Source organism: Listeria welshimeri serovar 6b str. SLCC5334 (assembly GCF_000060285.1).
Lineage (GTDB): Bacteria > Bacillota > Bacilli > Lactobacillales > Listeriaceae > Listeria > Listeria welshimeri.
Genome location: NC_008555.1, coordinates 2,425,012 through 2,444,779 on the forward strand (window position 1 = coordinate 2,425,012; position 19,768 = coordinate 2,444,779).

Sequence of the window (19,768 nt, forward strand, 5' to 3'; positions counted from 1 at the left end):
ACATAGTATATTCTGCTTTTCCTTTTGTGTTCATTCCATCAGTGTGATATATTAAGTTTATAAAATGAAGAGTGTTACTTATTATTTTGTTTCAGACGAATTTATGCAACCTAAGTTAAACAACAAAGGAGAGAATTATTTATGAAATATGATGATGCTTCATGGCATTATGATGGTAACTATCCCAAAGATCTGCCATCCGAAAATGCAGCAACTGCTATAGGTATGTTTTTAGCATGGTGTATATATAATAACCTTTTAGCCGATGATTTAAAAGAAGATGCTGAAGATGATATTGAAAAAGTACTACAGGGAAAAATGACTGGAGCCCAATTTTTAATTATGGATTGTGATGAAAAATTTATAGACTTTTTTTTATCAGAATTAGGTCAGCAATTCGCTAATGATTATTATGAGAACGATTCGGAATTCGCAAAAAAAGTGGCTAACTACCATGTTGACTACTGCAATGCTTTTAACGAAAAAGCTAAAAAAATGGCTTTGAATATAAATCCATATATCATGTTGAAGATACGAAAGAAAACTATGATTTAATTTCAGTAATTATAAGTAAACGGTTTAACCATTGGAAAGAAAATTATATGCCTAAGCATTAAACGTTAATGTTCTGATTTTTATAATATAGTTCCAATGAGTAAGGGTAATACAAAAGAAAACAAGTAAGCAAATCTTTAAAAAGATAAACCTTACTTGTTTTTTGTTAACGCAAAAATAGATATAAATCCATACTATGGTCAACAAAAAAGCACTGCTCTAAACAGTGCTTTTCTGTAATCCATTACATATAAGTCCAAAAAAATTATTTTTCATCTTTTGCAATTGTATTTCTTTCTGTTACTCGATAAATATGAATCGTAAGGTAGACACGTTCGTCTCTCGTTAGCTCTGTGTGGTGTGTATTAAGCAAATAAGCATCAATTTTTTTCGTACAATTAAAAGCTTCTGGATACTTAATTTGCACTTGTTCATACAAAAAGTCATCACCGGAATCGACAATTTCTTTTCGAAGTAAACGTTGTGCGAAATACTGTAAATGTGTAATAAAGCGAGTGTAGTTTAGGGAAGTTTCATCCAAAACCATGCCGTAATGATACGTGACAATACTTAAAATATCTTGAACGATTTGAGTCATTGCAACTGTCATGTGCATTTGTTGCCCATCTTGTCGAGCATTGACGATATGAAGCGCAATAAATCCGGCTTCATCTTCATCCAGTCTAATTCCTACTTCCTGCTCAATAAAATCTAATGCTTTCATTCCAACTAAATACTCCGCGTGATAAAATCGTTTAATTTCCCATAATAGAGCATTTTTCAGGTTAATTCCTTGATTATACCGTGATACCGCAAAGTTAATGTGATCCGTGAGCGTTAAATAAATATTGTCACTCAAATCCGTTTCCAGTGTTTCTTGGGCGTATTGAACAACATCATCTGCTACACGTAAATGTTTCAGTGGGATTTCACTCAGTAGTTCTGACAGCTTCTCTGAAAGTTCATGTGTCTCCATTACAAATGTTTTTTCAATCTTGGGCACTTCCACCTCATCTCCAAGTTTCTTTTGAAAAGCAAGACCACGGCCCATAACTACAGACTCCTTGCCACTTTTACCCTCGGCGATTACAACATTGTTATTCAGTATTTTTTTGATAATCATGCATTTTCACCTCTTTCAAAAGAAAAAAACCCAAACTAATTCCAATGCTATTAATAATACCAAAATAGCACTTGAATTAATCTAGGTTTTGCCCGCATTTGCGGTTACAATCCTATACATTTCTCTAACATTATAGTACAAAAAGAAACCGATTACAAGTGGTTTTTTGATATTCAATTTTGGTTTACTTTATATCTTCCCTACTTTACCACATCTTATTCATTGACATGTAGTTTTCTGCATGCTATTTTTGGCTGGAGGTGATAAATTATGGTAACACGCTCGGAACAAATTTTTGTTAACTTGCCTGTCAAGGATTTGCAAGCCACTGTCACATTCTTTACGGAACTTGGTTATGAATTCAATCCTCAATTTACTGATGAAAATGCAACTCAAATGATTATTGGGGAAAATATTTTCGCCATGCTCTTGAAGGAAGATTTCTTCCAGACTTTCCATAAAAACGAACTCGCAGATACCACAAAAGTACGCGAAGTCCTCATTACAATAACACAAGATAGCCGCCAAGCTGTGGATGCACTTGTTGATCATGCTCTAACAATCGGTGCCCAACCTGCATCAGAAACTCAAGACTATGATTTCATGTATAGCAGAAGTTTTCTAGATTTAGATAAACATTTATGGGAAATTGTTTATTTAGACGAATCAGCTTTATAATAAAAGAAAGGAAGCTGGAATTCACTTGATTCCAGCTTCCCTTTTAAATTTACGTATCTTCTTTATTGCCCAAGCATAATGACTAGATGTGCTTGAAATAAAAATGGCTCCAAGCGAAGTCGTATTTGTCCATTTATAAAATTTCTTTGTAAACAATTCTTCATCTGAATGCACCGCAATTAAGCGCATTTCCTTATTATGGGTTTCATCCAATAGTTTCCTTGCTTGTTCTAAATCAGTCTCCTGATACTTCTTCCAAATCATCTGATTCAGTTCTGGCGTTGTCCTCCACGTATAACCTTCCGCTGGCATAAAAGGCTTCTTACCACTCATACCAATCCTATACCATTCAAGTGCCATATTATGCCATTCATGCAAATGTACTACCACATCACGAATATTCTTATCGCGATCCTCAAACGAAAACGCTAAATATCGCTTTTCTTCTGGAATAGAATCAATTAAATCATTCAGTTGCTGATACTTTTCTGTGCTTTGTTGAATTAATTCGGCTTTTGTCGTCGGTTTTGCCATTCTAACATTACTCCTTTCCAACAATTATGTAAGTTTAAAACAGTTATTTTGTAGCCTTTCGCGAGGGTTTTCCACCTCATTTTCCGCTAAAATAAACGTAAGAACTTAGAAAAGGATGGTTAAACCAATGAAAAAAATAATTATAATTATAACAAGCATAATTCTTCTAGGTGGTATCGCTTTTGGTGCATACTATCTAAAAAATGGTAAAAAAATGGGTTCGGAACAATTATACGTCAAAATCACCAAAGATGGCGTACAAGGAAAAGATGTTGGTTTTAACTACTCCTACACTCTTCCTGCTTATAATGAAGACGGAAAAGAAAAAGAAGTGACATTTACAGCCGATAAAAATTTACGTAAAGGCGCTTATTTAAAACTCTATTATAAGAAATCAAAAGGAGTTACTACTTTTGAAGAAGTGAGCTCTAAAAACGTTCCCGCAAAAGCTGCTAAAAAACTTAATTAACCTTTGTCTCCTCTGTAAAATCGAGGAGACTTTTTAAATGGAAATATAGACTTCAATGTTCCCATTCGTATGATACCACTCAAAATCCGTTTTATAAGCACGTTTTAATTCACTGTCACGAGACCAGATTTCCCGCCAAGCCGCCTCTACACCTTTAGGATTATTCGTATCCACCGTGAAAACTAAATATTCTCCTGATTCAATCATGAAACTAGTCTCTTCCGACCAATTTTCTGTCCCTACAAGTAAATCATAATCACCCATATAATTGCTTTCATAATTACTATATACCGCAAAAATATCTCCACTAGGTTTTTCTGCCATTACCTCGCTCCAAAGTTCAGCAATCGGGCTGAAATCCTCATTATTTGTTCGTATCTTTTTACCTTTAATCACTTTGTTTTCATATAAATTCATTGTTTGTCGCCTCCTTTAAAACCATTATAGCGAACAAAACCTGACAACTATCTGTCAACAATTCAAATTAAAATAAAGTTTTTCTACTTCAGATTTATACTCCATTTGAAGTGATATCGGTTCCAAAATCTTAACCTCACTACCAAACATCAATAAAAATGGAATAATATTTCGTTTTAAGTCATAATAAAACGTCACCTGTATGCGCTCTGCCACAATCTCCATTTCTTCTAATAAAAAATAATCCAATAATTTTCCAAGCTGATTTTTTGGAAATTCTAACATGACCTTTTCTGTAGTTGTAGAAATATTTTGTGTTTCGTGTATCTCAAGAATGGTTTCTTTTGTTTCTTTCAAAGCTGTTATTCTTGTTAATTTAAAATGACGAACAGCTTCTCTTTTATGACAATATGCTTCTAAATACCAGCTACCATCCATTAAATTTAATTTTTGTGCAGAAATTTCTCGTTTTGTTTCCGCCCCGTCCATAGCAATATAGGAAATTTCTAGCCGCTTATTAGTTGTAAATGCTTTTTGAATGTAGGCGATTTTCCGTTTCACTTCTGCTTCAATTTGTCTGCGATGTTGTGTCGCTGAATCAAAGAAAATATGATTTCCAGTTGGTTTTTCTGTTTGTAACAAAGTAATTTTTTCTCGCAATGTTTCTTGGCTATTTTCAAGCATAAACTCCGAGCGCGCCTCTAAAGCTTCAAGCAAAATCTGTTTTTCTGTTTCGGAAAAAGTGAAAGTTGCTAGTTTATATGTATCAAGCATCATAAACCCACCATTTTTACCTGGCAAGGAAACAACCGGAAACCCGGCATAAAGAAGCGTATCCATATCTCGATAAATGGTCCGTGTGCTTACTTCAAATTTTTCTGCGAGCTCACTTGCTAACACTTTTCGTTCTAAAATGAGTACAAGTATGGCTAAAATACGCTCTAGTTTCATCCAAAAACCTCCAGCACTTTTAGCCTCATTATACCATGGCTATTAGTGATCAAAAACCCAAGCATAAGTGATAGATAAAACTTCTCGCATCGATCCTTTATACTTAGCAGGCGTTCTAGATTTCGCTGGAAGTCCTGATACATCAATTCCTTGACGATTGGCTAGCATTAACGCTCTATACATATGATAATCACTACTCACGATAACTGTTTTACCCAAATCAAATTTTTCATTACTATATTTAATATTTTCTTCTGTTCTTTTTGATTTATTTTCTGTTTCAATCCGGTTCCTAGCAATTCCCTCATTGACTAAATATTCTTCCATAACCGAGGCTTCTGTTGTCCTCTCATCAGCACCTTGACCACCACTTACAACTACTTTTGTCTTCGGGTAATCGTTCAAATAAGTCACTGCCTCATCTAGTCTTTCTTTCAAAACTAAAGAAGGAACTGCTGGGTCGCCCTCCACTTTTGCACCCAAAATAAGCACTGTATCCGCAGCTTCAACAGGTTTCGCTCTCATTCCGCTATACATAAAAGCTCCTACGATTATCAAATATATACATCCACTTATTATTAAAATAAAGAAAATTCTTCTAAGGAGTATCATCTTTTCCGTCCTCTCTTGACTTCTTTTTTATAGCTTACCAAAAAATTCTTAATAAAAGAGAAAGAAATAATCAAGTTATTGGAAATTAAAAAAAGGTCTTATATTCTTAAATAGCTTGATAAAAGCATTAGAGAATATAAAACCTTTTTACTTGTTTCAAAATATGGAGATGGTGGGAGTCGAACCCACGTCCAGAAATATCGGCACTTAAATATCTACGAGCGTAGTCACCGTATTAGCATTTCGCATAAACATCGGCCCGGTAACAGGCTTCCATTCAGCTAGTCTGATTAAGCTCTTCCAACTAACCTCAGACGGAGATTAGCCAGTGTAGCCCACTTAGAGTGAGACCCTTACCGTAGCACATGGGCGATGCACGGAGGATCAGCTATGCTACTGCTTATTAGGCAGCGAAAGCTAGGTTTTGTTTTTCTTTGCCAGTTATTATTGGCTTTGACGTTGATAACGAGGACGATCCCCCCGACTCGCAACTCAAGCTCGAACTATCCCTGTCGAATCCGTAACATCCCCAGGATTAGAACTAACATTTGTTATTATACAGGAAAAAACAAGGCTTTACAAATAGAAAAACATATAGTAAATGCGATTCTTTTATAAAAAATATATTACGATATTCTCGGCAAAATCTAAACCTGTTACTGAATTAAAAAGGCAAGAGCTAAACCTAGTTTATCTAACTAAGTGTTACATAACTAGGTTTAGGCATTTTATTGTTGGCGTTCTTTAAATGCACGTTCAATATCACGTTTTGCTTCTTTTTGTTTCAAATCTTGGCGTTTATCGTATTTCTTTTTACCTCTAGCTACACCGATGAGTACTTTTGCGTATCCATCTTTAATATACATTTTAAGCGGAACAATCGAATAACCAGATTCTTTCGTTTCGCCAATTAAACGGCTGATTTGCTTCTTATGTAAAAGCAGTTTGCGCGTTCTTAGTGGATCATGATTGTAGCGGTTCCCTTGTTCATAAGGGCTAATATGCATATTGTGTAAGAAAATTTCCCCTTTGTCGATACGTGCATAGGAATCTTTTAAGTTTACCCGTGCGTTTCTAACGGATTTAATTTCGGTGCCTTGCAGGACAATGCCAGCTTCAAAAGTTTCTTCAATTGCGTAATCGTGGCGCGCTTTTTTATTTTGCGCGACTAGTTTACCATCACCTTTTGGCATAACTCCCCATCCTTTCTAGCGACGTTTTTTCTTCTTCGGGCTTTCTTTTGCTACACCTTGATAAAAAGGTTTTTTCTTCTTTTTCTTTTTAGGCTTTGTATACCATTCGTCATCTTTGCGCTCTGATTTTGGTTTTGTGTCATCTGATTTGCCAGTTCCGCGTTTATTACGGCCTTTTTTTGAGCTATTCTTGAAGTTTCTGGTTTTATCAATCGGTTTTTCACGTTGACGCTTTTGTTTATCACTCACTGGACCTGGTTTACCTTCACTACGAAGTGCAAAATCTATTTCACGAGCATCCACGTCTACTTTGGTTACTTCTACTTCCACTTCATCCCCAATACGATAAATTTGACCTGTTCTCTCGCCAATCATCGCTAACTGATTTTGGTGGAATTTAAAGTAGTCGCCTTTCATTGCACTCACATGAACTAACCCTTCAATCGTTGTTGGTAGCTCGATAAATAGACCAAAATTAGTTACAGAGCTAATAATTCCGATAAAACGTTCGCCCACTTTGTCGACCATAAATTCGGTTTTCTTCAGTTCGTCGGTTTCGCGTTCTGCTTCTACTGCACGACGCTCCATTTTTGAGCTGTGTTCAGCGATCTCAGGAAGCTCCTCCGCACGTTTTTCTATCGTTTCCGGACGAACATCCCCGTTAATTAAATACTCTCTAATCAACCTGTGAACGATTAAATCCGGGTAACGACGAATTGGCGAGGTGAAATGCGTATAAAAATCAGTGGATAAACCAAAGTGTCCCGCGCTCACTGTATCATACTTCGCTTGTTGCATAGAACGTAGCATAACTGTTGAAACTACCATTTCTTCTGGTTTACCTTTTACTTCCTCAAGCACTTGTTGTAAAGCAGCTGGGTGAATATCATTGGCAGTCCCTTTCACAATCAAGCCGAAGTTCGTAATAAATTCAAAGAAACGTGCTAATTTATCTTCTTTTGGATCTTCGTGAATACGGTAGATAAATGGCACATCCATCCAGTGGAAATGTTCAGCAACAGTTTCGTTGGCAGCAAGCATAAATTCTTCAATCAAATGCTCTCCCGCTGAACGTTCGCGCATCACGACTGCTTCTGGATGCCCGTCTTCATCGACTACTACACGAGCTTCTTTAAAATCAAAATCAATCGCACCACGTTTTTCACGTTTATGACGAAGAATTTCAGCCAAATGTTGCATTGCTTCAAGCATTGGAACGATAGGTGCATATTTTTCACGTAAAACTTCATCTTTTTCAACTAAAATATCATTGACATCTGTATAAGTCATTCGTTCTGTTGTTTTAATAATACTCTCAAAAATTTCATGATTAACCACATGACCATCTTGATCAATTTCCATTTCACAACTTATTGTAAAGCGGTCTACTTGTGGATTAAGCGAGCAAATACCGTTCGAAAGTTTATGTGGCAACATCGGAATTACCCGGTCAACCAAATAAACACTCGTTCCGCGTTCTTGCGCTTCGATATCAAGCGGCGAACCTTCTGTCACATAATGCGTTACATCTGCAATATGAACACCCAGTTTCCAGTTGCCATTTGGTAGTTGTTTCACAGTAACAGCGTCATCTAAATCTTTAGCATCTGCTCCGTCAATCGTGATAATCATTTGATCACGCAGATCACGACGATTTCCAATATCTGAACTATCAACAACATCTGGGGCCTTACTTACCTGTTCCATTACTTCTTCCGGGAAAGCAATCGAAATACCATGTTTATGGATAATCGATAAAATATCTACACCCGGGTCATTACGATGGCCAATAATCGACTTGACAACCCCTCTAGCACGAGCATGTCCAGTAGCATATTCGGTTAATTCAACAATAACTTTATGACCATCTACCGGTTTTAAGCCATCTTCTAAATCAATCTCCACTTCACCAAAAAGTCGTTTATCATCTGGCATCACAATTGGAGTACCAGCTAAGTCTTCCATATAAGTTCCGACGATTTGCGTTGTCTTCCGTTCGACAATTTTCTTAATCGTACCTTCTGCCAAATTATCGCCTTTACGTTTCGTAATCGTCGCGAAAACTAAATCTCCGTTCATTGCGTCTTTTACTTCATTTGGCGGGATAAAAATATCGTCCATTTCTTTCTCTTCTGGGAGAACAAAGCCAAAACCTCGTTCATGTGCACGAAATGTTCCTTTTACTAAATCCATTTTTTCTGGTAAAGCATACCTATTCTTCCTTGAGCGGACAATAGTTCCGGAATCTTCCAGTTTTACTAAAGCTTTCACCATTAATTTAAAATCATCCGCATTATTTAAAGCTATTTCTATTTCTAAATCTTCTAGCGCGAATGTTTTATCTGGCGCTGAAGTTAATAGATTCATAATTTTTTCTTCCATTTGTTTGTGTTCCACTTCTGTCCCTCCTCTCTCTGTTTTAACAATTATTTATTCTTGCCACTCTAAACTATCTAAAAATGTTAAAATGGCTTGGTTTACATCTTTTCGTTCTTTGTCCAAAGTAATGACATGACCAGATTCTTTAAACCAATGTAATTCTTTTTTCGTTGACTCTACTGTATCATAAATCAGCTGTGCACCGCTCACATCAACCATATCATCTTTTTCACCTTGAACAACCATGATTGGTGCATAAATCATATCTATTTCAGCCACAACACCATTAATTTCATCTTTTAGCTTAGCGATTGTGTTCATTGGTGCGTCTTTATAGGCAATCATTTCATCTTCAATTTGTTCGGGTGTCTTACCTTCTAATTTTTTATAATTACGTACATAATCTAAAAAACCTTGGATTATTGGTGATGAGCTGTCCATTCTTGTAGGAGTACTCATAGCTATAATTCCCTTTAAAGGTCTAGAAAAACCTAATTTCAATGAAAAAAGTCCACCTAGCGAAAGTCCCGCAACAGCGATTTCAGTATAACCGAGTGATTTCAAATGATCATAGGCCTCAAGAACATCTTCCCACCAATCCTCTGGCCCTGTTTTTAATAGTAGATCTGGTGACACTCCATGACCTCTGTATTGAGGCGCATAGCAAGTATAATTGTTTTCTTGTAAAAACCTACCTAAAATCCTTACATCCGCTGAGCTGCCTGTGAATCCATGTAAAAGCAACACGGCTCTTTTTCCTTTTTCAAATAAAAATGGTTGTGGTGGTGTTATTTTCATAGTTAATATCGCTCCTTGGTTCTTTTTGGAGTTTTGGTTGATCTTGGGTGGGTTTGTGGCTCACTTTTTTATGGAAACAACGTTCCGCTACGTACGCCTTGTATTGTAGTTCTAGGGCATTTCTTGAAATTAATATTTTGTTCTTCCCTTTTTGTGTTAGTCGTCCACTTTTTTTATAGAAACAACGCTCCACTCTGTTACGCCTTGTATTGGAGTTCTAGAGGATTTCTTGAAATTAATATTTTGTTCTTCCCTTTTCGTGTTAGTCGTCCACTTTTTTTATAGAAACAACGCTCCACTCTGTTACGCCTTGTATTGGAGTTCTAGAGGATTTCTTGAAATTAATATTTTGTTCTTCCCTTTTTGTGTTAGTCGTCCACTTTTCTTATAGAAACAACGCTCCACTCTGTTACGCCTTGTATTGGAGTTCTAGAGAAGCAGACTACGCTTCTTTAGAACTCCAATAATAAAAAACCACCTAAATTTTCATTCAGGTGGTTAACATCTCGTTACTGTACAAAATATGCCAGTGCAATTAGTATTACGAAGAAAACAACGGATAGAACGATGGTTGTACGATGTAAAATAAGTTCTAGTCCTCTTGCTTTTTGCTTACCGAATAATTGCTCAGCTCCACCAGAGATGGCACCGGATAACCCAGCACTTTTACCTGGTTGAAGTATGATCACTGTAATTAACAGTACTGATACGATGATGAGTAAGACCGTTAAAACTGTACTCATTGTTCTTTCCTCCTAAACCGCCCAATTTGACTAAAGTTTATTTTACCATATTTGCAGTTATACGTAAAGGTTTGTTTCTATAGAATTATCAAACTACTTTTTCCTCTAGCCAAACTAAATCGTCTAAGAAGTAAATTAAATCTTCTTCTAAAATGTCCTTCTCACAGTCGTTCACAATATCGTGTCCTGAACCTGCATAAAAACATAACTGTTTGTCATTTGTATGAATGTGCTTAAAGATATAATTGGCATTATCTGCATCAATTTCTTCGTCTTGACAGCCTTGCCCAATCATTGTTGGCACATGAATCTTTTCGATGTCGCGGGCTACATTTTTGTAAAAAGTAGCACGTGCTTCCGTCATAGTATCTATTTCAGGAAGATAGTTTTTTAACATTTGGTCTGCTTCTTGTTCTACTATACCTTGTTTCTTTAATTGTTTAGTTAAATAATTTTCGATTGGAATATAGCGCATTTTGCGATTCACGTTGGCACATAGTGGAACAATCGCTTTCGGTGAAAATGTTTCTGCCATTTTAAGCGCAAAAACGCCACCCATTGCTACTCCAACAATCGCAATTTCATTATATCCGTCTTTTTCAAGTTGACGATATCCAGCCACCGCATCTTCATACCACATCTCCGGCGTTGTTTTCAAGAAAATAGCGGGTTCATCCCCATGACCTCTGAAGTTTGGTGCATGTACTGTGTATCCATTTTCTGCTAGATTTTCTCCAAGTTCTCTTACGTCTTCTGTAGTCCCTGCAAAGCCATGCAAGAGCAAAACAGCACGATTTCCCGCTTTTAACGTAAAGCTACGATCCGCACTCATTTTTACGCAATCCTCCTAATATCATCACTTTTATAATCCACTCCATTGTAGCCCATCTGAACTAAATAAGCTACCTTTTGAGTTCTGACCAATAGACCAATATTAACGCTATCCAAGGAACTTGTCAAACACTTTTTTTAAGAACCTCAAACTCGTTGGTATTAAAGGGTTTTTAAAGAATTTTATTTGTGAATTTCTGCGCTTAAATTAGAAAAGAAACTATGAATTAATTGTAACAATTGTTTCGGCTTTTGTCGTGGTAAATAATGAAGCCCATTCCTTACAATGACCATTTCACCATGCTGAACAGAGTGCACCATTTTCTTTGTATCTTTGGAAGATATTAAATCATATTCACCCACGACAGCTAAAAGTGGTGCGCTTATTTTTTGCAAATCCGCTTCTGACATATGCGGATGATAGATAGTTAAAGCAAGTTGCCGTTTCATTCGCTCAAAAAAGCGGCTAAATGGAGCTAAGAGAAATGCAGCCCCGTAGGCAACACGGCAAAATAAGTCTGGTAAAAATCGAATTTGATTTACATGATAATTTGTTCCAATGACAACGGAAGCGATTTGACGAGCTGGTTGCATTTTTCCCATTACGAGAGCAACAATACCTCCATCGCTATATCCGATAACTTTATATTTATCAATTTTTAAATAATCGAGTAATGAAAGCATATCTAGCGCCATTACTTCAAAATCAAGCGGCGTATTTCCAGCTTCACTTTTCCCGTGTGCGCGGCTATCTACGGCTATTACTTGATGATTAGTAGAAAGGTCATCAATCATACGCTTTAAAGAACGATGATTTTGACCATTCCCATGAATGAGCAAAATTGGTTCACCTTTACCAATAATTTGATAAAACAAGTTAATTCCATTGATTTCTGCCATCATAAAGCATGTCTCCTTGCTAGATACTTCTAATACTCTTATTTTACACCTGATTATACTTGATTTCCTATAAAAATGCTTCTAATTAAAATACGCTTGATTCTATTTATACTAGAATCAAGCGCAACACTATTTCATAAGTCTTCGATGATACTGTTGCTGTGGCATATCTGCATCAATAATCTTCTTTGGTACAGAATGCTTTTCAGCTAGGGAGTGGTTTTTTTCATGCACCACAGCGTCTTTGATTTTCGGAGTTTCGAGCACTTTTGAGGCCTGACTATTTTTTACTTTCATCAGCATTACCTCCTCTTCCAAAACATTACCCCTCTTGTTATTTTTAAAACAGAAAAAGCTCCGCGAAAATATTACTTTTCGCGGAGCTTAGCGTTTTATTCAATCAACTTATTTTTTTAAGTTGTAGAAAGTGTCGTTACCATGATATTCAGCAAGATCAGCCAAATTGTCTTCGATGCGGAGTAATTGGTTATATTTTGCAACACGGTCAGTACGAGTAGGCGCACCAGTTTTGATTTGACCAGCGTTTGTAGCTACTGCAATGTCAGCGATTGTGGAATCTTCTGTTTCACCAGAACGGTGAGAGATAACTGCAGTGTAGCCAGCGCGTTTAGCCATTTCAATTGCATCCAATGTTTCAGTCAAAGTACCAATTTGGTTAACTTTGATTAGGATGGAGTTAGCGATACCTTTTTCGATACCTTCTTTAAGTTTAGTTGTGTTAGTTACAAATAAATCGTCACCTACTAATTGAACGCGGTCACCAATACGTTCTGTAAGTAGTTTGAATCCGTCCCAGTCGTTTTCGTCTAGGCCATCTTCAATAGAGATGATTGGGTATTTAGTAATCATTTCTTCATACCAAGTTACCATTTCTTCAGAAGTACGAGTTACGCCTTCACCTTTAAGTTCATATTTACCAGTTTCGCGGTTATAGAACTCACTAGATGCAGCATCCATCGCAAGTTTAACTTCTTCGCCAGGTTTGTAACCAGCATCTTTAATTGCTTGCATGATTGTTTCAAGAGCTTCTTCATTGGATTTAAGGTTTGGAGCGAATCCACCTTCATCACCAACACCAGTGTTTAAGCCTTTACCTTTAAGAACTGCTTTAAGTGCGTGTAGGATTTCAGCACCCATACGTAGAGCTTCTTTAAAGTTTGGAGCTCCAACAGGCATTACCATAAATTCTTGAACGTCGACATTGTTATCAGCATGTTCTCCGCCGTTAAGGATATTCATCATTGGAACTGGAAGAACTTTACCGTTCACTCCGCCAAGATATTCATATAAATGTACGCCTAGTTCATCAGCAGCAGCACGAGCAGCAGCTAAAGAAACACCAAGAATAGCGTTAGCACCTAATTTACCTTTGTTAGGTGTACCATCAAGTTCGATCATTGCTTTGTCAATTCCGATTTGATCAGTTACGTCAAAACCGATAATTTTGTCAGCAATAATGTCGTTTACGTTTTCAACAGCTTTTAAAACACCTTTTCCAAGGTAACGAGCTTTGTCGCCGTCGCGTAATTCTACAGCTTCGTATTCACCAGTTGAAGCACCACTTGGAACTAAAGCGCGACCAAACGCACCAGCTTCAGTATAAACTTCAACCTCAACAGTTGGGTTACCGCGGGAATCTAAGACTTCGCGAGCATAAACTTCAGTAATAATAGACATTTATAATTCTCTCCTTTGTTGGGATTAATTGAATGAAATGAATAGGACATTCACTTCAAATCCAAAGACCCATCCGTTTTTAAATTCGTTTTTATTGTAGCTCTGTTTGCAAAAAAACTAAAGTAATAACTAAAATTATTTTTGAATTAAACTTTCCCCTGTCATTTCGGCAGGTTTTTTAACGCCAAGTAAATCAAGCATAGTTGGCGCAACGTCAGCCAGACGACCACCTTCACGAAGCTTTACACCTTTTTTCGTTACAATTACTGGAACTGGAACGGTAGTGTGTGCAGTGTGCGGTTTTCCTTCTGGAGTAGACATTGTTTCAGAGTTACCATGGTCAGCAAAGATAATAGCTGAGCCACCTTTTTCTAAAATAAGATCTACTACACGACCAAGATTTTCATCTACTGCTTCGATTGCCTTAATAGTTGGCTCAAGCATACCTGAGTGTCCAACCATGTCTGGGTTTGCGAAGTTTAAGATAATCGCGTCATGTTTGTCGTTTTTAATGTCTTCTACAAGAGCATCTGTTACTTCATATGCACTCATTTCAGGTTGTAAATCGTATGTTTCTACTTTTGGCGAATTGATTAGAATTCGGTTTTCACCAGGAAATTCTTCATTTCGTCCACCATTCATAAAGAACGTTACGTGTGGATATTTTTCTGTTTCAGCGATACGAAGTTGCGAAAGGCCTTCATTAGAAAGTACTTCGCCGATTACATTTTTCATTTCAATTGGCTCAAATGCAACTTCTGCATCAACGCTTGGATTGTAAAGAGTCATTGTAACGAATTTAATGTTTTTCGGGTGATTTGCTCCACGGTCGAAATGATCCCATTCTTTATCAGTGAATGCATTAGAAAGTTGAATTGCACGGTCAGGACGGAAATTGAAGAAAATAACTGCATCGTTGTCTTTAACTGTTGCTACAGGTTTACCATCTTTAGTAATGATAGCAGGGACAACGAATTCATCATTTTTGTCGTTAGCGTATGAAGCTTTGACAAGTTCGATTGGGTCTTCAAATTTTTCACCTTCAGCGCTTACGATTGCTTTGTATGCTTTTTCAACACGTTCCCAGCGTTTATCACGATCCATCGCATAGAAACGTCCAGAAACAGTTGCAATTTCGCCATAGTTTAAATCATTCATAGCTTTTTGCAGTGTTTCTAAATATTCTAGTGAAGATTGTGGTGCCACGTCACGTCCATCAAGGAAGGCATGAATGTATACGTTTTTTACGCCTTTATCTTTCGCTGTTTCTAAAAGGGCAACAAGGTGATTAATGTGACTATGCACACCGCCGTCTGATAGTAAGCCGAAAAGATGTAGGTCCGAATTGTTTTCTTTTGTATGAGTGAAAGCATTGTTTAGAGCTTTATTCTCTTGGAATTCGCCTTCTTCAATTGCTTTATCAATACGAGTTAAGCTTTGGTAGACAATACGTCCGGCTCCGATGTTTGTATGGCCAACTTCAGAGTTACCCATTTGACCTTCAGGAAGACCAACATCAAGGCCAGCAGCTTTAAGTTCCCCGTGAGGAAAATCAGCCCAATAACGGTCGAAATTTGGCTTGTTTGCTTGAGCTACAGCATTACCTACTGTTTCTGCACGTTTACCAAAACCATCGAGTATAATAATTGCTACAGGTGATTTACTCATTTTATTTTACTGCCTCCAATAATGCTAAGAACGATGCTGGTTCTAAGCTTGCTCCACCTACAAGAGCGCCGTCAATGTCGGACTCTGCAAGATAATCAGCAATGTTTTCAGGTTTTACGCTACCGCCGTATTGAATACGAACTGCGTCTGCTGCTTTTTGAGATACAGCGTCTGCAACTTCTGCACGAATAACTGCACAAGTTTCGTTTGCATCAGCACTTGTAGAAGATTTCCCAGTACCGATTGCCCAAATTGGTTCATAAGCAATTACAGATTTGATTACTTGTTCTTCCGTTAAGCCAGCAAGTGCTGCACGGATTTGACCACGTACCCAAGTATCTGTTTGACCAGCTTCACGTTGGTCTAATGTTTCACCACAGCAAATGATTGGTGTCATGCCATGTTTAAAGATTGCATGTGCTTTTTTGTTAATATCTTCGTCTGTTTCGTGGAAATACTCACGACGTTCAGAGTGACCGATAATAACATAAGAAACACCTAAGTCAGCAAGTGCAAACGGGCTAATTTCGCCAGTGAAAGCACCTTCGTCTTCAAAATAACAGTTTTGTGCAGATACGCGAAGATTAGTTCCTTCAGTAAGACGAACTAATTCTTGTAAAAACAAAGCCGGTGCAGCAACTACTGACTCAACAGCATCGCTTGATGGCACGTTATTTTTTACGTCTTCTGCAAATTGTCCTGCTTTTGCAGCAGTTTTGTTCATTTTCCAGTTACCAGCAATAATTGGTTTACGCATTTGGATAAACATCCTCTCGATATTAAAAATTATTTTTGGTTCAGCTTATTTGTCGCTAATGGAAGCAACGCCAGGAAGCTCTTTACCTTCAAGATATTCTAAAGATGCACCGCCACCAGTAGAAATATGTGTGAATTTGTCAGCAAAGCCTAAGTCCATAGCTGCAGCTGCAGAATCCCCACCACCGATGATTGTTGTTGCATCAGTTAAGTTTGCAATAGCTTCACAAACGCCAATTGTACCTTTAGCAAAGTTGCTAAGTTCGAAAACGCCCATTGGACCATTCCATACAACTGTTTTAGCGCCTTGAAGTTCTTTCGTGAATAAGTCAATTGTAGCTTGACCAATATCTAGTCCCATTTCATCAGCTGGAATGCTATCTGCACTTACTGTATGGAAAGGAGCATCGTTACTGAATTCTTTAGATACAACTGCATCAACTGGTAACACTAATTTATCGCCAGCTTTTTCAAGTAAGCCTTTAGCTAGTTCAACTTTATCTGCTTCTAAAAGGGATTTACCAATTTCCTGACCTTTAGCTGCCATGAAAGTGAAAGTCATTCCGCCACCGACAAGTACTTTGTCTGCTTTTGTAAGTAAGTTTTCGATAACACCGATTTTGTCAGAAACTTTTGCGCCACCTAGAATTGCTACTAGTGGACGTGCTGGGTTATCAACTACACCGCCGATGAATTTAATTTCTTTTTCCATCAAAAATCCGGCCGCTGATTCTAGGTTAGAAGCGATTCCAACGTTTGACGCGTGCGCACGGTGAGCAGTACCGAAAGCGTCATTTACGAAAACGTCGCCAAGGCTAGCCCAGTATTTTCCAAGTTCTGGATCATTTTTGCTTTCTTTTTTACCATCAATATCTTCAAAACGTGTATTTTCAAAAAGAAGTACTTCGCCGTCTTTTAACTCATCAATTGCTTTTTCAAGTTCTGGACCACGAGTAGTTGGAACGAATTTCACTTCTTTACCAAGTAATTCGCTTAAACGAGCGGCTACTGGACGAAGAGATTTTCCTTCTTTATCTTCTTCTGTTTTTACTTTTCCAAGGTGAGAAAATAGAATTGCTTTACCGTTTTGTTCTAAGATGTACTCAATTGTTGGAAGTGCAGCTACAATACGGTTGTCATTAGTGATTTTGCCGTCTTTCATTGGCACGTTAAAGTCAACACGAACTAAAACTTTTTTGTCTTTTAAATCTAAATCAGTTACAACTTTTTTAGCCATTTAAAGTTCCTCCATTAATTTTAAAGGATTGGGGTCGCCCCCGTATTTCAGAAAATAAGCGGAAACAATAGTGTCTCCGCTTATTCTTGTTATTGCTGAAGTGACGAGCACCTCAGTAAAATTAAACTACTAAATTATTTAGCGATTTTTGCAAAGTATTCTAAAGTACGTACTAATTGAGCAGTGTAGCTCATTTCGTTATCGTACCAAGCTACAGTTTTAACTAATTGTTGATCGCCAACTGTAAGAACTTTTGTTTGAGTTTCGTCAAATAATGAACCGAAAGTCATACCTTTGATATCAGAAGATACTACTTGATCACTAGTGTAACCAAATGTTTCTGGATCAGAAGCTGCTTCCATAGCTGCATTTACTTCGTCAACAGTAACTTTTTTGTCAAGAACTGTTACTAATTCAGTAAGGGAACCAGTTGGAACTGGAACACGTTGAGCAGCTCCGTCTAATTTACCTTTAAGTGTTGGTAATACTTCACCGATAGCTTTAGCAGCACCAGTAGTATTAGGGATGATATTTTCGGCAGCAGCACGTGCACGACGGAAGTCACCTTTTGGATGTGGAGCATCTAATGTATTTTGGTCACCAGTGTAAGCGTGAATTGTAGTCATTAGACCTTCAACAACACCAAATTTGTCTTCTAAAACTTTAGCCATAGGAGCTAAACAGTTAGTAGTACAGCTTGCGCCAGAGATAACTGTTTCAGTTCCGTCTAATGTTTCATGGTTTACATTGTAAACGATTGTTTTCATGTCGCCAGTTGCTGGAGCGGAGATAACAACTTTTTTAGCGCCAGCTTTAATGTGTAATTCAGCTTTGTCTTGCGCTGTGAAGAAACCAGTACATTCAAGAACGATGTCTACTCCTAGGTCCCCCCATGGAAGTTCTTCTGGGTTACGGTTAGCTAATACTTTAACTTCTTTACCGTTTACTTTGAAGAAACCATCATGTACTTCTACTTCACCGTCAAAACGGCCTTGAGTTGTATCATATTTTAACAGGTGAGCTAACATTTTAGCATCTGTTAAGTCATTGATTGCAACAACTTCAATTCCTTCCACATTTTGAATACGACGGAATGCTAGACGTCCGATACGTCCAAAACCATTAATACCAACTTTAACTGTCATAAGTCAATTTCCTCCTTGAAAATAGTGTTTTTTTATTTCAAAAGGGTATTACTCCCTTTTAAAAGCGATTTTGCTGCTCCTTCATCCGTGATTAAAACCGTATTTTTTGGAGCGCTTTTCATATACGATTTGATTGCTTTGGCTTTTGATGTGCCACCTGCAACTGCAATGATGTGCGGGATTTGCGCTAAGTCTTCGAATTGAAGACCGAATGTAGGGACTTTATGTACAACCTCGCCCTGCTCATCAAAATAATAGCCAAATGCTTCACCAACAGCTTTACGATGGATGATTTTTTCAAGTACATCTTCGCTGGTATGTCTGCGCTTCGCCATTGCGAGTGCATCACCTATGCCTAGAATAATAGCATTTGCGGATTGTACTAATCGTAAGCCTTCTTGAATTGCCGGTTCTTTTAGCAACGAACGATAGGCTTCTTCACCTAATTGTTCTGGCACATAAAGTACTCGGTGTTTTGTGTTAGTCTTCGTTGCCATCTTATCACAAATTGTATTCGCTTGATTGTCAAGGTCTTCACCAATACCTCCACGACCGGGAACGAAAAGAAGTTCTCTGCCTTTTGCGAAATCAGTTGTCATCATTTCGGCAACAGTTGCCATTGTAGAGCCGCCCATAACTGCGACGATGTTTCTTTTTTCAGTGAGAGCCATGTCTAATTGTTCTACAGCCACACGTCCCATTTCTTCGCGGACCCATGGTGTATCATCGCTATCACCTTGCACTACCAAGCATTTTTTGATTTGCAATTTTTTTGCTAATTGTTCTTCCATTGAATGTAATCCCGAAAGCTGATTCATAACATTTTCTAAATCACGGAAAACGATTAAACCTTCTTTTGTTACAGTCATTCCGGAAGAAGCAATTTCTACTAAACCTTGTGCTTTCAAAAATTCTACTTCGCCGCGCAGGACCCGTTCACTCATGCCTAACATGCCGGCAAGCGTGCGTCTTCCAACTGGTTCAGAAAAATAAATCGAGCGTAGGATTTGATAGCGTTTTTGCATAATCATTAAAACGTCGGGCAATAACTTTTTCTGAATGTTAATTAAGTCTGACATTT

General features: G+C 37.6%; 21 protein-coding genes and 1 other RNA gene. 3 read left to right on the forward strand and 19 right to left on the reverse strand.

The window, feature by feature from the left end:
• The first annotated feature begins 141 nt into the window (after window positions 1-141).
• Window positions 142-555, forward strand: coding sequence for a DUF7832 domain-containing protein (locus LWE_RS12235; protein ID WP_011703129.1), 414 nt, complete (start codon window positions 142-144; stop codon window positions 553-555).
• Between the two features lie 265 nt (window positions 556-820).
• Here the strand turns inward: LWE_RS12235 and licT are convergent, their stop codons facing one another.
• Window positions 821-1,678, reverse strand: coding sequence for a BglG family transcription antiterminator LicT (gene licT, locus LWE_RS12240; RefSeq protein WP_011703130.1), 858 nt, complete (start codon window positions 1,676-1,678; stop codon window positions 821-823).
• A 270-nt stretch (window positions 1,679-1,948) separates the two neighbouring features.
• Here licT and LWE_RS12245 point away from each other — a divergent pair, with 270 nt between their 5' ends.
• Window positions 1,949-2,356, forward strand: coding sequence for a VOC family protein (locus tag LWE_RS12245; RefSeq protein WP_011703131.1), 408 nt, complete (start codon window positions 1,949-1,951; stop codon window positions 2,354-2,356).
• A 21-nt stretch (window positions 2,357-2,377) separates the two neighbouring features.
• Here the strand turns inward: LWE_RS12245 and LWE_RS12250 are convergent, their stop codons facing one another.
• Window positions 2,378-2,890 carry a ClbS/DfsB family four-helix bundle protein gene (locus LWE_RS12250; protein WP_011703132.1) on the reverse strand — a complete coding sequence of 171 codons (513 nt, stop codon included), beginning with the start codon at window positions 2,888-2,890 and terminating at the stop codon, window positions 2,378-2,380.
• 127 nt (window positions 2,891-3,017) lie between these two features.
• Between LWE_RS12250 and LWE_RS12255 the strand changes: the two genes are divergently transcribed.
• Complete coding sequence (locus LWE_RS12255) at window positions 3,018-3,359, forward strand: YxeA family protein (RefSeq protein ID WP_011703133.1); 342 nt, start codon at window positions 3,018-3,020, stop codon at window positions 3,357-3,359.
• A 33-nt stretch (window positions 3,360-3,392) separates the two neighbouring features.
• Here LWE_RS12255 and LWE_RS12260 read toward each other — a convergent pair whose 3' ends face one another.
• From LWE_RS12260 to LWE_RS12335, 17 genes are all read right to left on the reverse strand, one after another.
• Window positions 3,393-3,776 (reverse strand): GyrI-like domain-containing protein, encoded by a 384-nt coding sequence (locus LWE_RS12260; protein ID WP_011703134.1) that lies wholly within the window; start codon window positions 3,774-3,776, stop codon window positions 3,393-3,395.
• A 54-nt stretch (window positions 3,777-3,830) separates the two neighbouring features.
• Entirely contained in the window at window positions 3,831-4,727 is an 897-nt protein-coding gene (locus LWE_RS12265; RefSeq protein WP_011703135.1) for a helix-turn-helix transcriptional regulator, read from the reverse strand.
• A gap of 42 nt (window positions 4,728-4,769) precedes the next feature.
• A complete protein-coding gene (locus tag LWE_RS12270) occupies window positions 4,770-5,339 on the reverse strand; it encodes a YdcF family protein (RefSeq protein ID WP_011703136.1) in 570 nt (189 codons plus the stop codon).
• Window positions 5,340-5,500: 161 nt separating this feature from the next.
• Window positions 5,501-5,870, reverse strand: a transfer-messenger RNA (tmRNA) gene (gene ssrA, locus LWE_RS14495).
• Window positions 5,871-6,067: 197 nt separating this feature from the next.
• Window positions 6,068-6,532: an SsrA-binding protein SmpB gene (gene smpB / locus LWE_RS12275; RefSeq protein ID WP_003723350.1), complete on the reverse strand. Its 465-nt coding sequence runs from the start codon at window positions 6,530-6,532 to the stop codon at window positions 6,068-6,070.
• A gap of 15 nt (window positions 6,533-6,547) precedes the next feature.
• Window positions 6,548-8,929, reverse strand: a complete 2,382-nt coding sequence (gene rnr, locus LWE_RS12280; protein WP_011703137.1) for a ribonuclease R — start codon at window positions 8,927-8,929, stop codon at window positions 6,548-6,550.
• A gap of 33 nt (window positions 8,930-8,962) precedes the next feature.
• Window positions 8,963-9,709, reverse strand: coding sequence for an alpha/beta hydrolase (locus LWE_RS12285; RefSeq protein ID WP_011703138.1), 747 nt, complete (start codon window positions 9,707-9,709; stop codon window positions 8,963-8,965).
• Between the two features lie 509 nt (window positions 9,710-10,218).
• Window positions 10,219-10,452, reverse strand: coding sequence for a preprotein translocase subunit SecG (secG, locus tag LWE_RS12290; protein WP_003753703.1), 234 nt, complete (start codon window positions 10,450-10,452; stop codon window positions 10,219-10,221).
• Between the two features lie 88 nt (window positions 10,453-10,540).
• Window positions 10,541-11,284, reverse strand: coding sequence for an alpha/beta hydrolase (locus LWE_RS12295; RefSeq protein WP_011703139.1), 744 nt, complete (start codon window positions 11,282-11,284; stop codon window positions 10,541-10,543).
• A 182-nt stretch (window positions 11,285-11,466) separates the two neighbouring features.
• Window positions 11,467-12,186, reverse strand: coding sequence for an alpha/beta fold hydrolase (locus LWE_RS12300; protein WP_011703140.1), 720 nt, complete (start codon window positions 12,184-12,186; stop codon window positions 11,467-11,469).
• 126 nt (window positions 12,187-12,312) lie between these two features.
• Window positions 12,313-12,486, reverse strand: coding sequence for a hypothetical protein (locus LWE_RS12305; protein WP_077904752.1), 174 nt, complete (start codon window positions 12,484-12,486; stop codon window positions 12,313-12,315).
• 102 nt (window positions 12,487-12,588) lie between these two features.
• Entirely contained in the window at window positions 12,589-13,881 is a 1,293-nt protein-coding gene (eno, locus tag LWE_RS12310) for a phosphopyruvate hydratase (protein WP_003727923.1), read from the reverse strand.
• A gap of 135 nt (window positions 13,882-14,016) precedes the next feature.
• Window positions 14,017-15,549 (reverse strand): 2,3-bisphosphoglycerate-independent phosphoglycerate mutase, encoded by a 1,533-nt coding sequence (gpmI, locus tag LWE_RS12315; RefSeq protein WP_011703142.1) that lies wholly within the window; start codon window positions 15,547-15,549, stop codon window positions 14,017-14,019.
• A 1-nt stretch (window position 15,550) separates the two neighbouring features.
• Window positions 15,551-16,306 (reverse strand): triose-phosphate isomerase, encoded by a 756-nt coding sequence (tpiA, locus tag LWE_RS14830; protein ID WP_003723925.1) that lies wholly within the window; start codon window positions 16,304-16,306, stop codon window positions 15,551-15,553.
• Between the two features lie 45 nt (window positions 16,307-16,351).
• Window positions 16,352-17,542, reverse strand: coding sequence for a phosphoglycerate kinase (locus LWE_RS14835; RefSeq protein WP_011703143.1), 1,191 nt, complete (start codon window positions 17,540-17,542; stop codon window positions 16,352-16,354).
• Between the two features lie 134 nt (window positions 17,543-17,676).
• On the reverse strand, window positions 17,677-18,687 hold the full coding sequence (gene gap / locus LWE_RS12330; RefSeq protein WP_003732485.1) for a type I glyceraldehyde-3-phosphate dehydrogenase: 1,011 nt from the start codon (window positions 18,685-18,687) through the stop codon (window positions 17,677-17,679).
• Window positions 18,688-18,719: 32 nt separating this feature from the next.
• The gene (locus LWE_RS12335) at window positions 18,720-19,766 is read right to left on the reverse strand and encodes a sugar-binding transcriptional regulator (protein ID WP_011703145.1); all 1,047 of its coding nucleotides are present in this window, start codon (window positions 19,764-19,766) and stop codon (window positions 18,720-18,722) included.
• Window positions 19,767-19,768 lie beyond the last annotated feature (2 nt).